The organism is Streptomyces sp. NPDC102462 (assembly GCF_044765425.1).
Lineage (GTDB): Bacteria > Actinomycetota > Actinomycetes > Streptomycetales > Streptomycetaceae > Streptomyces.
The window spans coordinates 24,100-43,079 of record NZ_JBIWKB010000058.1 but is presented as its reverse complement, the minus strand read 5'-3'; the positions used below and the strand labels follow the sequence as shown (position 1 = coordinate 43,079).

The window sequence follows — 18,980 nt, the reverse complement described above, 5'->3', positions numbered from 1 at the left end:
CCGCGGGAACCGCCGTGTCACGCCGTCACCCGACTGCGGCGCCGTCGTGGCTGCTCGCGCAGTTCCCCGCGCCCCTTCGGGGCCCATCACCCCGTCGGCCGGGTGCCGCGCCGTCGTGGCTGGGCGCGCAGTTCCCCGCGGGGCGCTCCGCGGGAACCGCCGTGTCACGCCGTCACCCGACTGCGGCGCCGTCGTGGCTGCTCGCGCAGTTCCCCGCGCCCCTTCGGGGCCCATCACCCCGTCACCCGACTGCCGCGCCATCGTGGCTCGTCGCGCAGTTCCCCGCGCCCCTTCAGGGGCCCATCACCCCCGCCACCCGGGTGCCGCGCCGTCGTGGCTCGTCGCGCAGCCCCTTCAGGGGCTAGAGGCCCAGGTCGGTCAAGCTTGGGTGGTTGTGGGGGCGGGGGCCTAGGGGCCAGTGGTATTTGCGGTGCTGCTCCTTGATGGGGAGGTCGTTGATGGAGGCCAGGCGGAGCCGCATCAGGCCCTCGTCGTCGAACTCCCAGTTCTCGTTGCCGTAGGAGCGGTACCAGTTGCCCGAGTCGTCGTGGCACTCGTAGGCGAAGCGCACGGCGATGCGGTTTCCGTCGAAGGCCCACAGTTCCTTGATGAGCCGGTAGTCCTGCTCCCGGGTCCACTTGCGGGTGAGGAAGGCGACGATCTCCTCGCGGCCGTTGACGAACTCCCCGCGATTGCGCCAGCGGCTGTCGGCGGTGTAGGCGAGGGCCACCCGTTCGGGGTCCCGGGTGTTCCACGCGTCCTCGGCCAGGCGGACCTTCTCGGTCGCGCTCTCCCGGGTGAAGGGGGGCACGGGCGGCTTCGCGGCCATGGTTTCTCCCAGTGCGTCACGGTTTCAAGCATCCGGTGTCCGCCGAGGTCGGCCCGGCTGCCGGACACCCCCCGTGCCGGCCCGGTGCGTTCCGCCGTTCATTCCATACCGGCCACTCGCCGATCGCAACAGCCCCCTGCCGATCGGCTCAGCGCGTGGCCCGCGCCGTGCTCCTCCGGGGGAGCCACAGCAGCATCAGGCCCGCGCCCGCGAGCAGCATCACCGTGCTCACGCGGAAGGCCAGGGCGTAGCCGTCGGTGAGGGCCGCGGGGGTCGGGGAGCCCGCGGTGCGGGCCGCCGCGATCGTCGACATGACGGCAAGCCCCAGCGAACCGCCCATCGTGCGTGAGGTGTTGACCAGGCCGGAGACCAGTCCGGCCTCGCCCGGCGCCGCCCCCGAGGTGGCCAGCGAGGCGAGCGGGGTGGCGGCGAGGCCGGCGCCGAGCATCATCAGGACGCCGGGCAGCATGATCTCCGTCGCATAGGCCCCGTGCGGGGTCATCGCCGACTGCCAGCCGAACCCGGCCGCGGCCACCAGCGTTCCCGCCGCCGCCACGTTCCGCGGCCCGAGCACGGGCATGAAGCGCGGCGCGAGCTTCGAGCCGGCCACCACGGCCAGCGAGCTGGGCACCAGCGCGAGCCCGGCCTCCAGCGGCGAGTAACCGAGCACGTTCTGCGCGTACAGGGTCATGAAGTACCACATGGAGAACATCGCCGAACCGGACACGAGCATCGCCGCGTTCGCCGAGGCCACGGCCCGCTGCCGCAGCAGCCGCAGCGGCATGAGCGGGGCGGTCGCGCGCGCCTCGACCAGCAGGAACAGCCCGAGCAGCGCGAGTCCGGCGGTCAGCGGCAGCAGGGTGGCCGCGGCCGTCCAGCCCTCGGCCTCGGTCTGCACGATCCCGTACGCGAGCGTCGCGAGGCCCGCCGTGACCAGCAGCGCGCCCGGCAGGTCGAGCCGTCGCCGCTGCCCCGCCCGGCTCTCCGCGAGCCAGGCCACGGAGCCCGCCAGCACGACGGCGCCGACGGGCACGTTGATGAGCAGCACCCAGCGCCAGGACAGCACGTCGACCAGCACCCCGCCGACCAGGCCGCCCGCGGCGCCGCCGCCGGCGCCCACCGCGGTCCAGGTGGCGACGGCCCGCGCGCGGGCGGGGCCTTCCGGGACGGCCGCGGTCAGCAGGGTCAGCGTCGAGGGCGCGAGCACGGCCGCGCCCAGCCCCTGCACGGCGCGTGCGAGCAGCAGTTGCCAGCCGTCCTGGGCGAGCCCGCCGCCGAGCGAGGCCAGCGTGAACAGCCCCAGCCCGACGAGGAACATCCGCTTGCGCCCGTACAGGTCGCCGGCGCGTCCGCCGAGCAGCATGAAACCGGCGAAGGCGATCGCGTACGCGTTCACGACCCACTGGAGTCCCGATCCGCTCAGCCCGAGGTCGGTGCGCATGGACGGCAGGGCCACATTGACCACGGACACGTCCAGCACGACGAGGAACTGTCCGGCGCAGGCGAGGGCGACCACCAGCCAGGTGGGGGGCGCGGTCCGGCTGCGTATCGGGGCGGTGTCCGCGGCTTCGAGCATGGCTGTCATGTTCTCAAGCCGGTTACGGTCCTTGCATCGGGATTTCGGCCCACGTATGCCTGGGTCGGCCGACCTACACCGTCCACCGTACGGCCGTCGGTCCTGGACCGCCCGTACGTGGGTGTACGGCCGTCGGTCCTAGACCGCGCGTACGACGGTCACCACCGCGGCGCCGCCCAGGCCGATGTTGTGGGCGAGGCCGACCCGCGCCCCGGCCACCTGCCGCTCCCCCGCCCGGCCGCGCAGCTGCCACACCAGCTCGGCGACCTGGGCGAGGCCGGTGGCGCCCAGCGGATGGCCCTTGGAGATCAGTCCGCCGGACGGGTTGACCACCCACCGCCCGCCGTAGGTGGTCGCCCCGGACTCGACGAGCTTGCCGGACTCGCCCGGTCCGCACATGCCGAGCGCTTCGTAGGTGAGCAGTTCGTTGATGGAGAAACAGTCGTGCAGTTCCACCACGTCGACGTCCTCGATGCCGAGCCCGGCCCGTTCGTACGCCTGCCGGGCCGCGGCCCGTGACATCGGCTGTCCGACGACGTCGATACAGGAGCCGGAGGCGAAGGACTCCTCGGTGTCGGTGGTCATGGCCTGCCCGGCGATCTCGACCAGCCCGGTCGACCCGTGCCGCTCGGCGAACCGTTCGGACACCACCACCGCCGCCGCAGCGCCGTCCGAGGTCGGCGAGCACTGGAGCTTGGTGAGCGGCCGGTGCACGGTGCGGGAGGCGAGCACGTCGGCGACGTCGTACACGTCCCGGAACTGGGCGTACGGGTTGTGCGCGGAGTGCCGGTGGTTCTTGGCGGCGACGGCGGCGAGCTGCGCCTCGGTCGTGCCGTACCGGTCCATGTGCTCGCGGGCCGCGGCGCCGAAGATCTGCGCGGTCGGCGGGGTCGCCTCGACGCCGTGCCGGGCGGCCAGCACGCCGTAGTGCCGGGCCACCGGGGAGGTGCCGAAGTCCGCGCCGTCGGCGCCGGTGCCGAGCGCGCCCCGCCGCATCTTCTCGAAGCCGAGCGCCAGCACGCAGTCGCAGCCGCCGCCCTCGACCAGGTGCCGCGCCAGCATCAGGGCGGTGGAGCCGGTGGCGCAGTTGTTGTTCAGGTTGTAGACGGGTACGCCCGTCAGGCCGAGTTCGTAGACGGCGCGCTGGCCGGCCGTGGAGGGCTGGAAGCAGTAGCCGACGGGAACCTGTTCCACTTCCGCGTAGGTGATACCGGCGTCGGCGAGGGCGGCGCCGCCCGCCTCCCGCGCCATGTCCCAGTACTGCCATGCACGGGTCTCGGGCTTCTCGAACCTGGTCATACCGACCCCGGCCACATATGCCTTCATGGCCCGTCAGATTAGAACCTGTTCCACAAGGAAGCCAGCCCTCCGGTGACCCACGTCGACTTCCTGACACCGCGTCACATCACCATGAGAGGGTCAAGGATTTGTTAGGGAGCCGAAGGGACGGAATAGTTGCCCGTGCATACGAGGTTCCCCGAACACCCATCCCGCGCGGTTCACCGACCACTTCTCCACTTCCGGCCCGGAGGCCTCAGTCCATGACGCACACGAACGACCAGCCCGACCGGAGCGCGAGCGGGACCGTGGTCCCGGTGCTCGCCTTCGCGGGCATCGTGGTCGCGGTGATGCAGACCCTGCTCGTCCCCGTCATCAAGGACCTGCCGCAGCTGCTGGCCACCTCGCCCAGCAACGCCACCTGGGTCCTCACCTCGACGCTGCTGTCCGGCGCCGTGGCCACCCCGATCATGGGCCGCCTCGGCGACCTGTACGGCAAACGGCGCATGCTCATATCCAGCCTCGCGGTGATGGTGGTCGGAGCACTGATCAGCGCGGTCACCAGCCAGCTGCTCATGATGATCGTGGGCCGCACGCTCCAGGGCTTCGCGATGGGCGCGATCCCGCTCGGCATCGGCCTGATGCGCGACATGCTGCCGCGCGAACGGCTCGGCTCGGCGATGGCCCTGATGAGTTCCTCGATCGGCGTCGGCGGCGGCCTCGCGCTGCCCGCCGCGGCCCTGGTCGCCCAGCACGCGAACTGGCACGCCCTGTTCTACGGCGCCGCCGCGCTCGGCGTGCTCGCCATCGCCCTCACCCTGTTCGTCGTCCCCGAGTCCCCGATGCGCGCCCCCGGCTCCTTCGACCTGCCCGGCGCGCTCGGTCTGTCCGCGGGTCTGGTCCTGCTGCTCCTGCCGGTCACCAAGGGCAGCGACTGGGGCTGGTCGTCCGGCACCACCCTCGGCCTGTTCGGCGCGGCCCTCGTCGTGCTCGTGCTGTGGGGCCTGCTGGAGCTGCGCGTCAAGGCGCCCCTCGTCGACCTGCGCACCACCGCCCGCCGCGAGGTCCTGCTGACCAACCTCGCCTCGATCATGGTCGGTGTCTCCTTCTACGTCGTCTCGCTCGTCCTGCCGCAACTGCTCCAGCTGCCGAAGTCCACCGGATACGGCCTCGGCCAGTCGATGGTCGCCGCGGGCCTGCTCGTCGCGCCGCTCGGCCTGACGATGATGTTCACGGCGCCCGTCTACGCCCGGCTGTCCGCCAAGTACGGCCCCAAGGTCACCCTGATCCTCGGCATGATGATCATCGCGATCGGCTACGGCGCCGGCCTGGGCCTGATGAGCGCCCCCTGGCAGAGCCTGGTCATCGCGGTGATCCTCGGCGCGGGCATCGGCCTCGCGTACTCCTCGCTGCCCGCGCTGATCGTCGGCGCGGTCCCGGCGTCGGAGACGGGCGCGGCCAACGGCCTCAACACCCTGATGCGTTCCATCGGCACGTCCGTGTCGAGCGCCGTGATCGGCATGGTGCTCGCCAACACGGCGCACACCGTGGGCGGCGTCGCGGTCCCGACCATGCACGGCTTCCGCGTCTCCTTCCTGATCGCGACGGCCGCGGTGGCGGTGGGCCTCGCGCTGGCCCTGTTCCTGCCGAAGCCCGACCGCGGGCCGCGGCTGCGGGCGAGCAGCGAGGAGGAGGCCAACCTGGAACGCGCCGAGCGGGCGCTGCGCGGCTTCAGCGGCCGGGTCCTGGACGCCGACGGCGCCCCGGTCGCCCGCGCCAAGGTCACCCTGATCGACCGCAGGGGCCGGCAGGCGGGCGCCACCCTCTCCGCGGAGGACGGCAGCTACGCCCTGGCCGTGCCCGCCGGGGGCTCCTACGTGGTGGCGGCACGCGCCACGGGCCACGGCCCCCACGCCTCCTCCGCCACCCACACGGGCGACAACCGACCGATCACCCTGGACCTGCCCCTACCGGCCGACACCGTGAACGCCTGACACCCAGCACGCCCACCCCGCGCCCCAAAGGGGCGCGGGGAACCGCGCGACCAGCCACAACGACGCCGCAGACACCCGACAGCGCACGCGCCCCGCAGGGGGCGCGGGGAACTGCGCGACCAGCCACAACGGCGCTGCAGAAAACCCGGCGGCCCAGGCGCCCCGAAAGGGGCGCGGGGAACTGCGCGACCAGCCACAACGACGCCGCATAAACCCGACAAGGCAAGCACCCCCAACCCCACCCCCAGCCAACCCGAGAGGCAGCACATGCGCGCCGCGCCCGAGCCCGAGATCCTGGCCGCGTTCGAGGCGGCGAAGGGCTTCATGCCCAAGGACGAGGGGCTGGCACTGTACGCGGCGGCCGTAGAGGCCGGCCGCCTGGGCCTGCCGCTCCTGGAGGTCGGCACCTACTGCGGGCGCTCGACGGTCCTGCTCGCGGACGCCGCGAGGCGATGCGGGGTCAGCGCGCTCACCGTGGACCACCACCGCGGCAGCGAGGAGCAGCAGCCGGGCTGGGAGTACCACGACCCGGAGACGGTCGACCCCGAGATCGGCCTGATGGACACCCTGCCCGCCTTCCGCAGGACACTGCACCGGGCGGGCCTCGAGGAGCACGTGATCGCCCTGGTCGGCCGCTCGCCGCGGATCGCCGCCCTGTGGAACTCCCCGCTGGGGCTCGTCTTCGTCGACGGCGGCCACACCGACGAGCACGCCACCGCCGACTACGAGGGCTGGGCCCCATGGGTGGCCGAGGGCGGCCTGCTCGCCGTCCACGACGTGTTCCCCGATCCGGTGGACGAGTTCACCGGCCAGGCCCCGTACCGGATCTGGCTCAGGGCCCTGGAGTCCGGCGCGTTCACCGAGGTGACGGCGCACGGTTCGCTGCGCGTGCTGCGGCGAACGGGGACGGGGATCTGAGCACGACGTTAGAGTCGCACCCGTGTCGTACGTAGGCCCCGACTTCGAACCCCCGCAGCCGCGTCGCTCCCGGCGCCCGCTCACGGTGGCGCTGGCCGCCCTGGTGCCGGGCGCGCTGCTCGGCTGGCTCGTGTACCAGACGGTGGGCGGCTCGGGCGGCTCCGCCGCCGCGGGCGGCCCGTCCACACCCCCCGCGGCCACGTCCTCGGCGTCCGCCGGGCGCTCGGCACCGTCGACGGGTGGCCCCTCGCCCTCCCGGTCCGCCTCGCGCGACGACGCCAAGCCGACGCCCGCGGGGACGGGCCCCGCGGGCTCCGGGCCGCTCGCGGGCAAGGTGATCGTCATCGACCCCGGCCATAATCTGGGCAACTTCCGCCATACAGCCGAAATCAACCGTACGGTCGATATCGGTATGGGCCGGAAGGAGTGCGACACGACCGGCACGGCCACCGATGACGGCTATCCGGAGGCGGAGTTCACCCTGGACGTGTCCCACCGGCTGCGCACGCTGCTGGAGCAGCAGGGCGCCACGGTGAAGCTGACCCACGACCGGGACGAGCCCCCGTGGGGGCCGTGCGTGGACGAGCGGGCGCGGATCGGCAACACCGCGCACGCGGACGCGGCCGTCTCGATCCACGCGGACGGCTCGGCGACGGGCAACCGCGGGTTCCATGTGATCCTGCCGGGCTCGGTGCACGCCGGCGGCGCGGACACCCGTCCGATCGTCGGCCCCTCCCGTGACCTCGGCGAGCGGATCGCGGGCAACTTCGTGCACGCCACGGGCAGCGCGCCGGCCAACTACGTCGGCGGCGGCACCGGTCTCGTCACACGCGAGGACCTGGGCGGTCTCAATCTGTCAACGGTTCCGAAGGTCTTCATCGAGTGCGGCAACATGCGCGATAGCAAGGACGCGGCACTGCTGACCAGCGGAGCCTGGCGGCAGAAGGCCGCGGAGGGGATCTCTGGGGGAATCGTGAGTTTCCTGCGCGGGTAGGGCCTCGCGTACCCCACCGGGCGGACACCGTGATCGTACGGACGATAAGGTCGGCCCTACGATGAGGGGCCTCCCCCGCGCTTCGCACCAGCCCCCGAGGGCGCCACGGTGACAGCGACGCCTCCACTGACGACGAGACGACCTACGAAGGACCTGAAGTGAATATCCGCTCCCTCACTAGGGGCGACGGCGTGGTGATCGGAGCAGCGGTGTTGCTGTTCATCGCGTCGTTCCTCGACAACTACTCGTACGACGGGGTACCGAACAACATCGACCTGCCGAGCCTGTGGGCGAGCGGACCGGTCCTGTTCAGTGTCGTGCTCGCGGGGATCATCGGCGCCGCACTCCTCGTCGTCACCCGGCTGCTGCCGCAGCCCCCCAAGGTGGCCGGCCTCGACCTCGCTCCGTTCGGTGTGGCCTTCACGGTCTTCGCCGCGTGGAGCGCGCTCGGCAACGTCTTCGACCCGGCGGGCGCCGGGGACAACCTGGGCAACAACTTCAAGGGCCCGAGCGCCGGCATCGGTCTCGTCCTCGCCCTCATCGCCACCCTGGTCATGGCGGCGGCGGCCATCGCCACCCCGCTGGTGCCCGCCCTGCAGGCCGGTCTGGTCCCGGCGCCCAAGCCGGCCGCGCCGCAGCCCTACGGCGCGCAGCCCCAGGGCGGTTACGGCTACCCGGGCGCCGCGCAGCAGCCGTACGGCGGGCAGCCGCAGCAGGGCCAGCCGTACGGCCAGCAGCCGCCGGCCCCGCAACAGCAGGCGCAGACCGCGGAGTTCTCGCCGTTCTGGTTCGCGGTGCCGGTGCCGCGGCCGCTGTTCGCCGAGGACGGCTCGCCGGCCCCGATCGCCGAACTGGCGCCGGGCACCTGGTACCTGGCGGTCGAGCAGCGCGGGGCGCAGTTGGTCGCGCAGACCCAGGACGGCCGCAGGGGCGTGCTCCAGGACACCTCCGGCATCCAGCGCGGCTGAGCCGCCGCCGGTCCACGGCCGTCGCATCCGGCCCCTCGCCCTTCCGGGCGGGGGGCCGTTGCCGTACAGTCACCCCGTTGTCTGACGGACCGTCAGGAGGCGGTATGCGGCTCGGTCTGGCACTCGGCTACTGGGGGCGCGGCCCCCGCGCGGACCATGTGTCGCTGGCCCGGGAGGCGGAACGGCTCGGCTACGACTCGGTGTGGACCGCGGAGTCCTGGGGTTCCGACGCGTTCACCCCGCTGGCCTGGATCGCCGCGCACACCTCACGGATCCGGCTGGGTACGGCGGTCGCCCAGATGGCGGCCCGTTCCCCCACCACCACCGCGATGCACGCCCTCACCCTGGACCACCTCTCCGGCGGACGGATGCTGCTGGGCCTCGGACTGTCCGGACCGCAGGTGGTGGAGGGCTGGTACGGCCGCCCGTTCCCGCGCTCGCCGCTGACCGCGACCCGGGAGTACGTCGACGTCGTACGGCAGGTGCTGCGCCGGGCGGCGCCGGTGGCCGCGGACGGCCGCTTCCACCCGCTGCCCTACCGCGGCCCGGACGCCACCGGCCTGGGCAAGCCACTCAAGCCGATCACCCACCCGCTGCGCCCGGACCTGCCGGTGCTGCTCGGCGCGGAGGGCCCGAAGAACGTCGCCCAGACCACCCGGATCGCGGACGGCTGGCTGCCGCTGTACTGGGCGCCCAGCCGGCCCGAGGTGTACGGACCGGCCGTCCACGACCTGCCCGAGGGCTTTCTGGTCGCCCCCATGGCGCAGGTCAGGGTGTGCGCCGATGTCGCCGAGGGGCTGCTCCCCGTCAAGGCCATGCTCGGCTTCTACATCGGCGGCATGGGGCACGCGGCCCGCAACTTCCACGCCGACCTGATGGCCCGCATGGGGTACGCGGACGAGGCCCGGAGGATCCAGGAACTGTTCCTGTCCGGCCGCCGTGAGGAGGCCGTACGGGCCGTACCCGACGCGTTCGCCGACGAGATCTCCCTGGTCGGCCCGCGTGAACGTATCGCCGAACGCCTGGAGTCATGGCGCAAGGGCCCGGTGACGGACCTGCTGGCCCTGACCTCGGACCCCCACACCCTGCGCACTCTGGCGGACCTCAACTCCCAGCCCTGACAACTCCCCACGTTCGAAGGGGAGTCGGCGCCGGTTCAACTCTTGGCGCCGTTGACCAGTTGGGAGTTGGTCGGAACCTTGTCGTGCACCACGGCACCCTGGCTCTTGCCGACGTCCTTCACCTGGCCGATGACGGTGCTGTAGGAGTCGGCCGCCTGATCGCTGGCGCCGTCGCCCCTGCGCAGCTTGGCCGGCAGGTCCTTGAGCCCGGCGATGCCCGCGCTGAGCGGGGCCAGGGCCTTGGCCAGCGCCGGATCGCCCTTGGCGTTGCGCACGGCCGCCTTCAGCCGGTTGTACGAGAACGCGCCCGCGAGCCCCGCCTTGACCAGCGCTCTCTTGCGGCCCGGAGCGCCCTTCTTGAACTTGCCCTCCCTGGCGGGCTTCACGATCCACTTGTACGTCGCCCCGGCGGCGAGTCCGGCGTTCGCCACGAACCGGGTCTTGGCGAACTTCTGCCGCTCCGCGGACGTGGTGGGACTGGGCGTCGCGGCGACGATCACCGCCGCGTGTGTGTCCCGGGTCGCGGTCTGGCCGCTCCCGCAGGCGGTGGCGCCGGCCAGCAGGGCGCAGCACACGGTGAGTGCGACGACGAGGCGCCGCATCGGTACAGTCACGGGTTTTCCTCCGGGATGTTCTCCCCGAGCAGACGGTTCTGTCCCGACCGGAAAAAGGTCTCTCCCGGCAGCCTCACCCCCCGGCGCCGACTACGCCACTCGGGCGAGGACCGTTCAGTTTTCACCTTCTGTGTTTCACCGTGGAAGGACCGGCAAGGCGGGATTCATGTCCCCTCGACACCGCAACGGAACCGTTCGGGCGGGCACGGTCATCGCCGTGGTCGCCGATGTCATGGCCTTCATCCTGGGCCTGTGGATCCTGATGTACCTGCTGGACGCGAACCGGGGCAACGACCTTGTGCAGTTCGTGCACGACACCGCCGCCTGGCTGGCCGGCTGGTCGCACGACCTGTTCACCTTCGACGCGGCCTGGGCCCGCGTGGTGGCCGGCTACGGCCTGGCCGCCGTGGTCTACCTGTTCGTCGGCCACGCCGTCGCCAACCGCCTGCACCGACACTGATCGCTGGCCGCGGTTCGCGTGCGCTGTGCCTGGGCGCTCCGTTGGGTGCGCCGCGCTGTGCCGTTATTTGTCTGCGGCGCCGTCGTGGCTGGGCGCTCCCCCGAGTTCTCGGCTTCGCTCGAACAGGGGGGACCCCCATCGCGGCGGAGCCGCATATCGATACAGCCCCGCGCCCCTTTGGGGCGCCTGACCGCTCAGGCGCAGCAGTCGGGGGGGAGGCCGTGGGGTAGGTGGGCGCCGCCGAAGACGGCGCAGGTGGCCTCGTGGCCGCCGAGCGCGGCAACCGCGAGCAGCAGGGATCCGGCCGTCCATGTGGTGAGTTCGCGGGGCCAGACGGTGTCGTCGTCGAAGACGTAGCCGGTCCAGTACAGGCCGGTGGCCGGATCCCGCAGGTGCTGGATGGACCGGAGTATGTCCAGGGCCCGGTCGGACTCGCCCATCGCCCATAGAGCCAGGGCGAGTTCGGCGGACTCCCCGCCGGTGACCCAGGGGTTGGGCACCACACAGCGGACGCCGAGGCCCGGCACCACGAAGCGGTCCCAGCCCTCCTCCATACGGGACTTGGCCTCCTCGGCGGGCAGCGCGCCGCCCAGGATCGGGTAGTACCAGTCCATCGAGTAGCGGCTCTTGTCGAGGAAGCGCTCGGGGTGCCTGCGGATCGCGTGGCGCACCGCGCCCAGGGCCAACTCCCAGTCCGGTTGGGGCTCTTCGCGCTGTTCGGCGATGGCGAGCGCGCAGCGCAGGGCGTGGTGGATGGAGGAACTGCCGGTGAGCAGCGCGTCGGCGGTCGCGGTGCCGTCGGGCTCGCGCCGCCAGCCGATCTGGCCGCCGGGCCGTTGCAGCAGCAGCACCCACTCCAGCGCCGCGCGGACGGTCGGCCACATGCGGTCGAGGAAGGCGTCGTCGCCGGTGGCGAGGTAGTGGTGCCAGACCCCGACGGCTATGTATGCCACGAAGTTGGACTCGCGGGCCCGGTCGGTGACGTCGTCGTGGGCGCCGTCCGCGTAGCCGGCGTACCAGGAGCCGTCGTCGTTCTGGTGGCGGGCCAGCCAGGTGTAGGCCCGCTCCGCCGCGTCGTGCTCGCCGGCCGCGTCGAGGGCCATGGCGGCCTCGGTGTGGTCCCACGGGTCGAGGTGGTGCCCGCGGAACCAGGGGATCGCGCCGTCCTCCCGCTGTACGCCGAGGATGCCGCGCACGGTCGCGGTGGCCTGCTCGGCGGTGAGGATCCCGGGCAGGACGAGGTGTTCTGTCCGGGGCGTGGTCACCGGGCGGCCGCCTCGGTGCCCTCGGCCGGTGTGCTGCGCGGCAGCGGGGGCAGGTGGGGCTTGGTCGCGTAGGCCACGAAGCTCTTGCCGATCAGCGGGTTCAGCGCGCGCTCGGCGAGCCGGGTGGCGAGGGGTTTCTTCATGATGTCCCAGACCAGCAGCTTGTGGTACGCCTGCACCGGCAGCGCCTTGTCGTTGTCGACGCCGAAGGCGCACTTCAGCCACCAGTACGGGGAGTGCAGGGCGTGGGCGTGGTGGCTGCCGTACGGCCGCAGGCCCGCTCCGCGGATCTTGGCGAGCAGTTCGTCGGCGCGGTAGATGCGGATGTGGCCGCCCTCGACCTCGTGGTAGGCGTCGGACAGCGCCCAGCAGACCTTCTCGGGGCCGTAGCGCGGGACGGTGATCGCGATGCGGCCGCCCGGTTTCAGCACCCGCACCATCTCGGCGAGTACGCCCTTGTCGTCGGGGATGTGCTCCATCACCTCGGAGATGATGACGACGTCGAAGGACTCGTCGGGGAAGGGCAGCGCGAGGGCGTCGCCCTCCATGGCCGTGGCGGTGGCGCCCGCCGGGGCCTCGCCCGCCTCCCGCATGGCCGCGAACCACTTGGCGACCTCGCGGATCTCCTCGCCGTTGCGGTCCAGCGCCACGACCCGGGCGCCGCGCCGGTAGCACTCGAAGGCATGCCGCCCCGCCCCACAGCCGAGATCCAGCACACGGTCCCCCGGAGCGAGCGGAAACCGACTGAAGTCAACGGTCAGCACGTAGCCCTGCTTTCACAATCGATCTCAACATCGGCAACCCCCTGAACGAGGGCAGGAGCGACCCCCGACTCGGCCGCACCGCGAGCGGAGGGGGCGGCGGGAGGCGAAACCGCTCCGCCCGCAACCGAACCGACCCCCGACGAGCCCGCCCCGCGAGCGGCCCGGGTGGCCCGCGGTGCGGGCGCCCCACCAGCGGCAGAACCGCCACCCCGCGAAGGCACCCCGCGACCGGGAGCACCGGCCCCCGACCCGGCAGCGTCGCCGGCTTCAGAAGAATCACCGGCCGAAACCGCCGCGCGAGCGGACGAAGTCGTGCCCGACGAGGGCGCCGCGGCAGCGGCAGGGGTGCCACCCGACGCAGCCGCCCCACGAGCGGCAGCAGCGCCACCCGGCTCCGCCGCACCGCGAGCGGAGGGGGCGGCAGGAGGCGAAACCGCTCCGCCCGCAACCGAACCGCCCCCCGACGAGCCCGCCGCGCGAGCAGGAGAGCCGGTTCCCGGCTCGGGCGCCGCGGCAGGGGCCGGGGCGTCTTCGCTCGAAGCCGCCGCGTCGGCGGGAGAACCGGTCCCGGACTCGGCCGCCCCACCAACGTCAGAAGAACCACCGGCCGAAATCGCCGCGCGAGCGGACGAACCGGTACCCGACGCGGGCGCCGCGCCAGCGGCCGGGCCGCCACCCGGCGCAGCCGCCCCGCGAGAGGCAGCAGCACCAGCCGCGGGCGCCCCGCCAGCGGCAGAACCGGTCCCCGACCCGGACGCTTCGCCGGCTTCAGGGGAATCACCGGTCGAAACCGCCGCGCGAGCGGACGAACCGGTACCCGGCGCGGGCGCCCCGCGAGGGGCAGCAGCGCCAGTCCGCGAAACTGCCCCGCCAGCGGGAGAGCCGGTACCCGGTGGGGGCGGGGCGTGGGTGATGGCCTCGCGGTAGTGGGCTATCGTGCCCTCGGCCGCGCGGGTCCAGGTGAAGTGGTGGAGGATGCGGGTGCGGCCCGCCGCGCCGAGGCGGGCGCGTAGGCCGGGGTCGCCGAGGAGCCGGTTCAGCCCAGCGGCCAGCGCCCCCGCGTCGCCGGGCGGCACCGCCAGGCAGGTCTCCCCGTCGCGCCCGGCGACCTCGGGGATCGCGCCGCCGGTGGTGGCGACCAGCGGGGTGCCGGTGGCCATGGCCTCCGCCGCGGGCAGCGAGAAGCCCTCGTACAGCGACGGCACGCAGGCCACCTGCGCGGAGCGGACCAGATCGACCAGCTCGGCGTCGGTGATGCCCTTGACGAACTCGACGGCGCCGGTCAGGCCGTACCGTTCGACGGCCTGGGCGACCGGCCCGGACTCGGGCCGCTTGCCGACGACGACGAGATGCGCGGCCGGGTGCTCGGTGCGCACCTTCGCCAGCGCCTCCACGAGGAAGACGAGGCCCTTGAGCGGCACGTCGGCGCTGGACGTGGTCACGATCCGGCCGGGCACGACGGGCACGGACGGGTCGGGGCGGAACAGGTCGGTGTCGGCGCCGATGTGGACGACGTGCACCCGGTCGTCGCGGACCCCGAGGTGGTCGACGATCTCCTGGCGTGAGGTGCCGGAGACGGTGAGGATCGACGGCAGGCGGCGGGCGACGCGTTTCTGCATGCGCGTGAAGCCGTACCAGCGGCGTACCGAGAGGCGGCGGCGCCGGCTCTCCGCGGCGTCCAGCTCCAACTGCCGGTCCACGGTGATGGGGTGGTGCACGGTGGTGACCAGGGGCGCGCCGATGTCGCCCAACAGCCCGTAGCCGAGGGTCTGGTTGTCGTGCACGACGTCGAACGTGCCGCGCCGGGCGCGCAGATGGCGTCGGGCGCGGAGCGAGAAGGTGAGCGGTTCGGGGAAGCCGCCGGTCCACATCGTGCCGACTTCGAGGGCGTCGATCCAGTCCCGGTACTCGTCCCGCCGGGGGGTACGGAAGGGGTCGGGCTGGCGGTAGAGGTCGAGGCTGGGCAGTTCGGTCAGGGTGAGTCCGGGCAGTCCCTCGTCGAGGACGGGGTAGGGCTGGGAGCCGATGACCTCGACCCGGTGTCCGAGGCGGGCCAGTTCGCGGGAGAGGTGCCGTACGTAGACGCCCTGTCCGCCGCAGAACGGGTTCCCTTTGTAGGTGAGAAGCGCGATGTGGAGCGGTCGCCCGCCGTCGGCTGCGGGGTCCTCTTCAGCACCCGCATCCCTGGCCTCAGCGGTCACTCTGGGCCCCCTTCTCCCTGCGGTGTCCCGCGAGATTACGCCGGGACGCTAATCTAGAACAAGTTTCAGACTTGATCGTTCAAGGAGCTCTGAATCTACCGGCAGGTAGGGGTGCTGTGAGCACCGGTCCGGGTGATTCACGCCACGGCCGCCCTACCATGCTGTGCGATCAGCAGTCTTCACCGACAGTCACGGAGCGGGACCCATGCCTGCGCAAGCCAAGGCGGACGCGAGCGCCGCCCCATCGAGGCAGCCGGCCTCGTCGCCCCTCACGGAGCGGCAGGAGGCCCGCCGCCGCCGGATCCTGCACGCGAGCGCGCAGCTGGCCAGCCGGGGCGGCTTCGACGCGGTGCAGATGCGGGAGGTCGCCGAGTCGTCCCAGGTGGCGCTCGGCACGCTCTACCGCTACTTCCCCTCCAAGGTGCATCTGCTGGTCGCCACGATGCAGGCCCAGCTGGAGCATCTGCACGGCACGCTGGGCCGCAAGCCCCCGACGGGCGACACGGCGGCCGAGCGGGTCGCGGAGACGCTGATGCGGGCCTTCCGCGCCCTTCAGCGCGAGCCGCATCTGGCGGACGCGATGGTGCGCGCCCTGACCTTCGCGGACCGCAGCGTGAGCCCCGAGGTGGACCAGGTGTCCCGGCAGACCACGGCGATCGTGCTGGACGCGATGGGGCTGGAGAATCCCACCCCGGAGCAGTTGTCGGCGGTCCGCGTCATCGAGCACACCTGGCACTCGGCGCTGATCACCTGGCTGTCGGGCCGCGCCTCCATCGCCCAGGTCAAGATCGACATCGAGACGGTGTGCCGACTGATCGACCTGACGGCCCCCGAGGGGCGGCACAAGTAAAACCTACGAGACGGGTTCCCTTCGCCGGTATTGTCCGGATCAGGTAGTGGAGGTCGCCTTCCGGCCCAACCGCTGCCTTCCGGCCTCTCAGCCCGACCGTCGACGTCGGCCCCGGCGGATGCTTGCGCGTCACGCCCGAGTCGGCTACTCCGGTCGAACTCCCTCACTCGCCTCGTAGGCCACTTACAGGATAGAACCACACATACAAGATGGAACCCCCCGAAAGGGAAAAATTTACTCTTCGGGTGGGAACACCGGCTCCCCGCCCGCCGTCAGCGTGATCACGATGGCCTCCACGGGGCAGCTCTCCGCCGCCGCCAGCACCTGCTCGTTGGCGTCGGTGTCCGCCTCGACGGGCCGGGACTGGCGCGCGGTGTCGAGACGGAAGCCGTCGGGGGCGTGGTGGACGCACTGGGCGGAGCCGATGCAGAGGGAGCGGTCGACCTCGATGTGCCAGCGGTCGCCCATGGCCTACGCCTCCCAGCCCGCCGGCAGGTGGATCATCTTGTGCTCCAGGTAGGCGTCGTAGCCCTCGGGTCCGAACTCCCGCCCCAGACCGGAGTTCTTGTAGCCGCCGAACGGGCCGAGCATGTCCAGGCTGAAGGTGTTGACCGAGTACGTTCCGGTACGCACCTGCCGGGCGACCTCGATGCCGTGCGCGGTGTCGGCCGTCCACACGCTGCCGGACAGCCCGTACTCGGAGTCGTTGGCGATCTTCAACGCCTCGGACTCGTCGCCGTACGGCAGCAGGCAGATGACCGGTCCGAAGATCTCCTCGCGGGCGATCCGCATGGAGTTGTCGACGTCGCCGAAGAGCGTCGGCTCGACGTACCAGCCGCGCTCCAGGCCCGCCGGCCGGCCGCCGCCGGTGAGGATCTTGGCGCCCTCCTCCTGGCCGATCCGGATGTAGTCGAGGTTGCGCTGCTGCTGACGCCGGGCGACCAGCGGGCCGACCTGGGTGGCCGGGTCCAGCGGGTCGCCGACGGTGAGCGCGCTCGCGGCCCGCGCGAAGGCGTCCGCGAACTCGTCGTAGCGGGAGCGGGGCAGCAGGATGCGGGTCTGCGCGACGCACGCCTGCCCGTTGTTCATCCAGGCCGCCGGGACGATGCCGGCGACCGCGGTCTCGACGTCCGCGTCCGGCAGCACGACGGCCGCCGACTTGCCGCCGAGTTCCAGGGTGACGCGGGTGAGGTTGCGGGCGGCCACCTCCATGACCCGCCGGCCCGCGGCCACCGAGCCGGTGAAGGCGACCTTGTCGATGCCGGGGTGCCCGACCAGGTACTCGCTGACCTCGCGGTCGGCGGGCAGGATCGACAGCACGCCGTCGGGCAGCCCGGCCTCGCGGGTGATCTCGCCGAGGATGTAGGCGTCCAGCGGGGACTCGGGTGACGGCTTGAGCACCACCGTGCAGCCGGCCAGCAGGGCGGGCGCGAGCTTGGCGGCGGCGACGAACTGCGGGACGTTCCACGGGACCACGGCGGCGACCACGCCGACCGGTTCGCGCCGCACCATGATCTTCCCGAGCGCCCCGTCGCGCGTCTCCTCGTACGTGTGGCCGCGGGCGACGGTGATCGCCGCGTCCCACACCATCATCGCGCCGAGCGCCTGCGCGAGGACGCTCCACGAGTACGGCGACCCGTTCTCGGCGGAGATCACTCGGGCGATCTCCTCGTGCCGGGCGGCGATGCCGTCCTTGATGCGGGTGACGACCGCGATCCGCTCGTCGAGGGGCGTGTGCGGCCAGGGCCCCTCGTCGAACGCGGTCCGCGCGGCGGCCACCGCCCGGTCCACGTCGGCCCTCGACGCGTGCGGCACCCGGCCGATGACCTCCTCGGTGTGCGGCGAGACCACCTCGATGACACCCTCGCCCCGGGGGTCGGTCAACTCCCCGCCGATGAACAGCTGTCCGTGTTCCACGAGCTCGGTCATGCCCGACTGCCTCCTGCGGCACGTTTCCTGACGCTGTTTCAGAACTGATACCAGTTCTAGTTATAGTGGGCAATGGTCATGGGCGGGGAGGACGGACGATGGTGGAGACGTTTGATCACGGTGGGGGTGTGTGGGGCGTGGCTGTGCCCATTCCGGATAATCCGTTGGGGCACACGCTCGTGTACGTCGTCGACACCGACCGCGGGCCGGTGCTGGTCGACACCGGGTGGGACGACCCCGGGTCGTGGGACACGCTGACCGCGGGCCTTGTCGCCTGCGGGACGTCCGTGCGGGAGGTGCACGGCGTCGTCATCACCCATCACCACCCCGACCACCACGGGCTGTCCGGGCGGGTGCGGGAGGCGTCCGGCGCCTGGGTGGCGATGCACGCGGCCGACACGGCGGTGGTACGGCGCACCCGGGAGGCCCGCCCCGAGCGCTGGTTCGGCTACATGAGCGCCAAGCTCGCGGCGGCCGGCGCACCCGAGGACCATCTCGCTCCGCTGCGCTCCCCCCGTTCCGTGCCACGGCTGTCCCCCGCCCTGCCCGACCGTGAGATCGTCCCCGGCGACCTCCTCGACCTGCCCGGCCGCCGGCTGCGGGCCGTCTGGACGCCGGGGCACACGCCGGGCCACGTCTGTCTGCATCTGGAGGAGCAGCACCCCTTTGGGCTGCCCGGCCACGGCCGGCTGTTCTCCGGCGACCATCTGCTCCCGGAGATCACCCCGCACATCGGGCTGTACGAGGACCCGAACGAGCCGACCGTGACCGATCCGCTCGGGGACTACCTCGACTCGCTGGAACGGGTCGGCCGGCTCGCCCCCGCCGAGGTGCTGCCCGCCCATCAGTACGCGTTCGCCGACGCGGGCGGTCGGGTGCGGGAGTTGCTTGCGCATCATGAGGAACGGCTGGGTGGGCTGCTGGCGCTGCTCGCCGTACCGCTCACTCCGTGGCAGTTGGCCGAGCGGATGTCGTGGAACCGGCCCTGGGCCGAGATTCCGGCTCCGTCCCGCAACATCGCCGTGTCGGAGGCCGAGGCGCACCTGCGGCGTCTGGTCAAGGGGGGGCGGGTTGAAGCGGTACCGGGTACCTGGCCGGTGGCTTACGTACGGGCCGGGTGAACGGTTCGCCTCGCCTCGGTGCGCCTGCTGTTTGGGCCTGGTGCGCCTGCTGTTTGGGCCTGGTGCGCCTACTGGGGTGCCGCGGTTTGCCGTCGGGC

The 18,980-nt window shown here is 72.4% G+C and carries 17 protein-coding genes and 1 riboswitch; of the genes, 8 read left to right on the top strand and 9 right to left on the bottom strand.

The features are described 5' to 3' along the window. Nucleotides 1-361: 361 nt before the first annotated feature. From ACIRFL_RS34930 to ACIRFL_RS34920, 3 genes are all read right to left on the bottom strand, one after another. Nucleotides 362-829, bottom strand: coding sequence for a DUF1348 family protein (locus ACIRFL_RS34930; protein WP_404036816.1), 468 nt, complete (start codon nt 827-829; stop codon nt 362-364). 148 nt (nt 830-977) lie between these two features. Continuing rightward, nucleotides 978-2,405 (bottom strand): MFS transporter, encoded by a 1,428-nt coding sequence (locus ACIRFL_RS34925; protein ID WP_404036813.1) that lies wholly within the window; start codon nt 2,403-2,405, stop codon nt 978-980. 138 nt (nt 2,406-2,543) lie between these two features. Next, entirely contained in the window at nt 2,544-3,731 is a 1,188-nt protein-coding gene (locus ACIRFL_RS34920) for a thiolase C-terminal domain-containing protein (RefSeq protein WP_404036810.1), read from the bottom strand. Between the two features lie 215 nt (nt 3,732-3,946). Here ACIRFL_RS34920 and ACIRFL_RS34915 point away from each other — a divergent pair, with 215 nt between their 5' ends. The 5 genes from ACIRFL_RS34915 to ACIRFL_RS34895 all read left to right on the top strand — a co-directional run bounded on the left by ACIRFL_RS34915 (nt 3,947) and on the right by ACIRFL_RS34895 (nt 9,678). Continuing rightward, on the top strand, nt 3,947-5,677 hold the full coding sequence (locus ACIRFL_RS34915; protein ID WP_404036807.1) for an MFS transporter: 1,731 nt from the start codon (nt 3,947-3,949) through the stop codon (nt 5,675-5,677). Nucleotides 5,678-5,944: 267 nt separating this feature from the next. Next, a complete protein-coding gene (locus tag ACIRFL_RS34910) occupies nt 5,945-6,595 on the top strand; it encodes a class I SAM-dependent methyltransferase (protein WP_404036804.1) in 651 nt (216 codons plus the stop codon). A gap of 22 nt (nt 6,596-6,617) precedes the next feature. Beyond that, on the top strand, nt 6,618-7,589 hold the full coding sequence (locus ACIRFL_RS34905) for an N-acetylmuramoyl-L-alanine amidase (RefSeq protein ID WP_404036801.1): 972 nt from the start codon (nt 6,618-6,620) through the stop codon (nt 7,587-7,589). A 158-nt stretch (nt 7,590-7,747) separates the two neighbouring features. Further along, nucleotides 7,748-8,557, top strand: coding sequence for a DUF5336 domain-containing protein (locus ACIRFL_RS34900; RefSeq protein WP_404036796.1), 810 nt, complete (start codon nt 7,748-7,750; stop codon nt 8,555-8,557). A 104-nt stretch (nt 8,558-8,661) separates the two neighbouring features. Further along, nucleotides 8,662-9,678, top strand: coding sequence for an LLM class F420-dependent oxidoreductase (locus tag ACIRFL_RS34895; RefSeq protein WP_404036793.1), 1,017 nt, complete (start codon nt 8,662-8,664; stop codon nt 9,676-9,678). Between the two features lie 35 nt (nt 9,679-9,713). Here the strand turns inward: ACIRFL_RS34895 and ACIRFL_RS34890 are convergent, their stop codons facing one another. After that, complete coding sequence (locus tag ACIRFL_RS34890; protein WP_404036790.1) at nt 9,714-10,292, bottom strand: hypothetical protein; 579 nt, start codon at nt 10,290-10,292, stop codon at nt 9,714-9,716. A gap of 166 nt (nt 10,293-10,458) precedes the next feature. Between ACIRFL_RS34890 and ACIRFL_RS34885 the strand changes: the two genes are divergently transcribed. After that, complete coding sequence (locus ACIRFL_RS34885) at nt 10,459-10,752, top strand: hypothetical protein (RefSeq protein WP_351728709.1); 294 nt, start codon at nt 10,459-10,461, stop codon at nt 10,750-10,752. A 194-nt stretch (nt 10,753-10,946) separates the two neighbouring features. On the opposite strand, the gene ACIRFL_RS34880 is transcribed toward ACIRFL_RS34885, so the two are convergent. From ACIRFL_RS34880 to ACIRFL_RS34870, 3 genes are read right to left on the bottom strand one after another with little or no spacing between them, the layout of a single operon-like run. Continuing rightward, complete coding sequence (locus ACIRFL_RS34880; RefSeq protein ID WP_404036787.1) at nt 10,947-12,017, bottom strand: prenyltransferase; 1,071 nt, start codon at nt 12,015-12,017, stop codon at nt 10,947-10,949. Next, nucleotides 12,014-12,781 (bottom strand): methyltransferase domain-containing protein, encoded by a 768-nt coding sequence (locus ACIRFL_RS34875; protein ID WP_404036784.1) that lies wholly within the window; start codon nt 12,779-12,781, stop codon nt 12,014-12,016. The genes ACIRFL_RS34880 and ACIRFL_RS34875 overlap by 4 nt, the downstream gene beginning before the upstream one ends. Continuing rightward, nucleotides 12,775-14,982 carry a glycosyltransferase family 4 protein gene (locus ACIRFL_RS34870; RefSeq protein WP_404036781.1) on the bottom strand — a complete coding sequence of 736 codons (2,208 nt, stop codon included), beginning with the start codon at nt 14,980-14,982 and terminating at the stop codon, nt 12,775-12,777. The genes ACIRFL_RS34875 and ACIRFL_RS34870 overlap by 7 nt, the downstream gene beginning before the upstream one ends. Before the next feature lie 205 nt (nt 14,983-15,187). Here ACIRFL_RS34870 and ACIRFL_RS34865 point away from each other — a divergent pair, with 205 nt between their 5' ends. Next, entirely contained in the window at nt 15,188-15,832 is a 645-nt protein-coding gene (locus ACIRFL_RS34865; RefSeq protein ID WP_404036778.1) for a TetR family transcriptional regulator, read from the top strand. After that, nucleotides 15,832-16,007: riboswitch (TPP riboswitch) on the bottom strand. It overlaps the preceding gene by 1 nt. 59 nt (nt 16,008-16,066) lie before the next feature. Here the strand turns inward: ACIRFL_RS34865 and ACIRFL_RS34860 are convergent. Both ACIRFL_RS34860 and ACIRFL_RS34855 read right to left on the bottom strand, forming a co-directional pair. Further along, nucleotides 16,067-16,300 carry a ferredoxin gene (locus tag ACIRFL_RS34860; protein ID WP_404036775.1) on the bottom strand — a complete coding sequence of 78 codons (234 nt, stop codon included), beginning with the start codon at nt 16,298-16,300 and terminating at the stop codon, nt 16,067-16,069. Nucleotides 16,301-16,303: 3 nt separating this feature from the next. Continuing rightward, nucleotides 16,304-17,761, bottom strand: a complete 1,458-nt coding sequence (locus ACIRFL_RS34855; RefSeq protein WP_404036772.1) for an aldehyde dehydrogenase — start codon at nt 17,759-17,761, stop codon at nt 16,304-16,306. Nucleotides 17,762-17,859: 98 nt separating this feature from the next. Here ACIRFL_RS34855 and ACIRFL_RS34850 point away from each other — a divergent pair, with 98 nt between their 5' ends. Continuing rightward, entirely contained in the window at nt 17,860-18,882 is a 1,023-nt protein-coding gene (locus tag ACIRFL_RS34850; protein WP_404036769.1) for an MBL fold metallo-hydrolase, read from the top strand. The last annotated feature ends 98 nt before the right edge of the window (nt 18,883-18,980 follow it).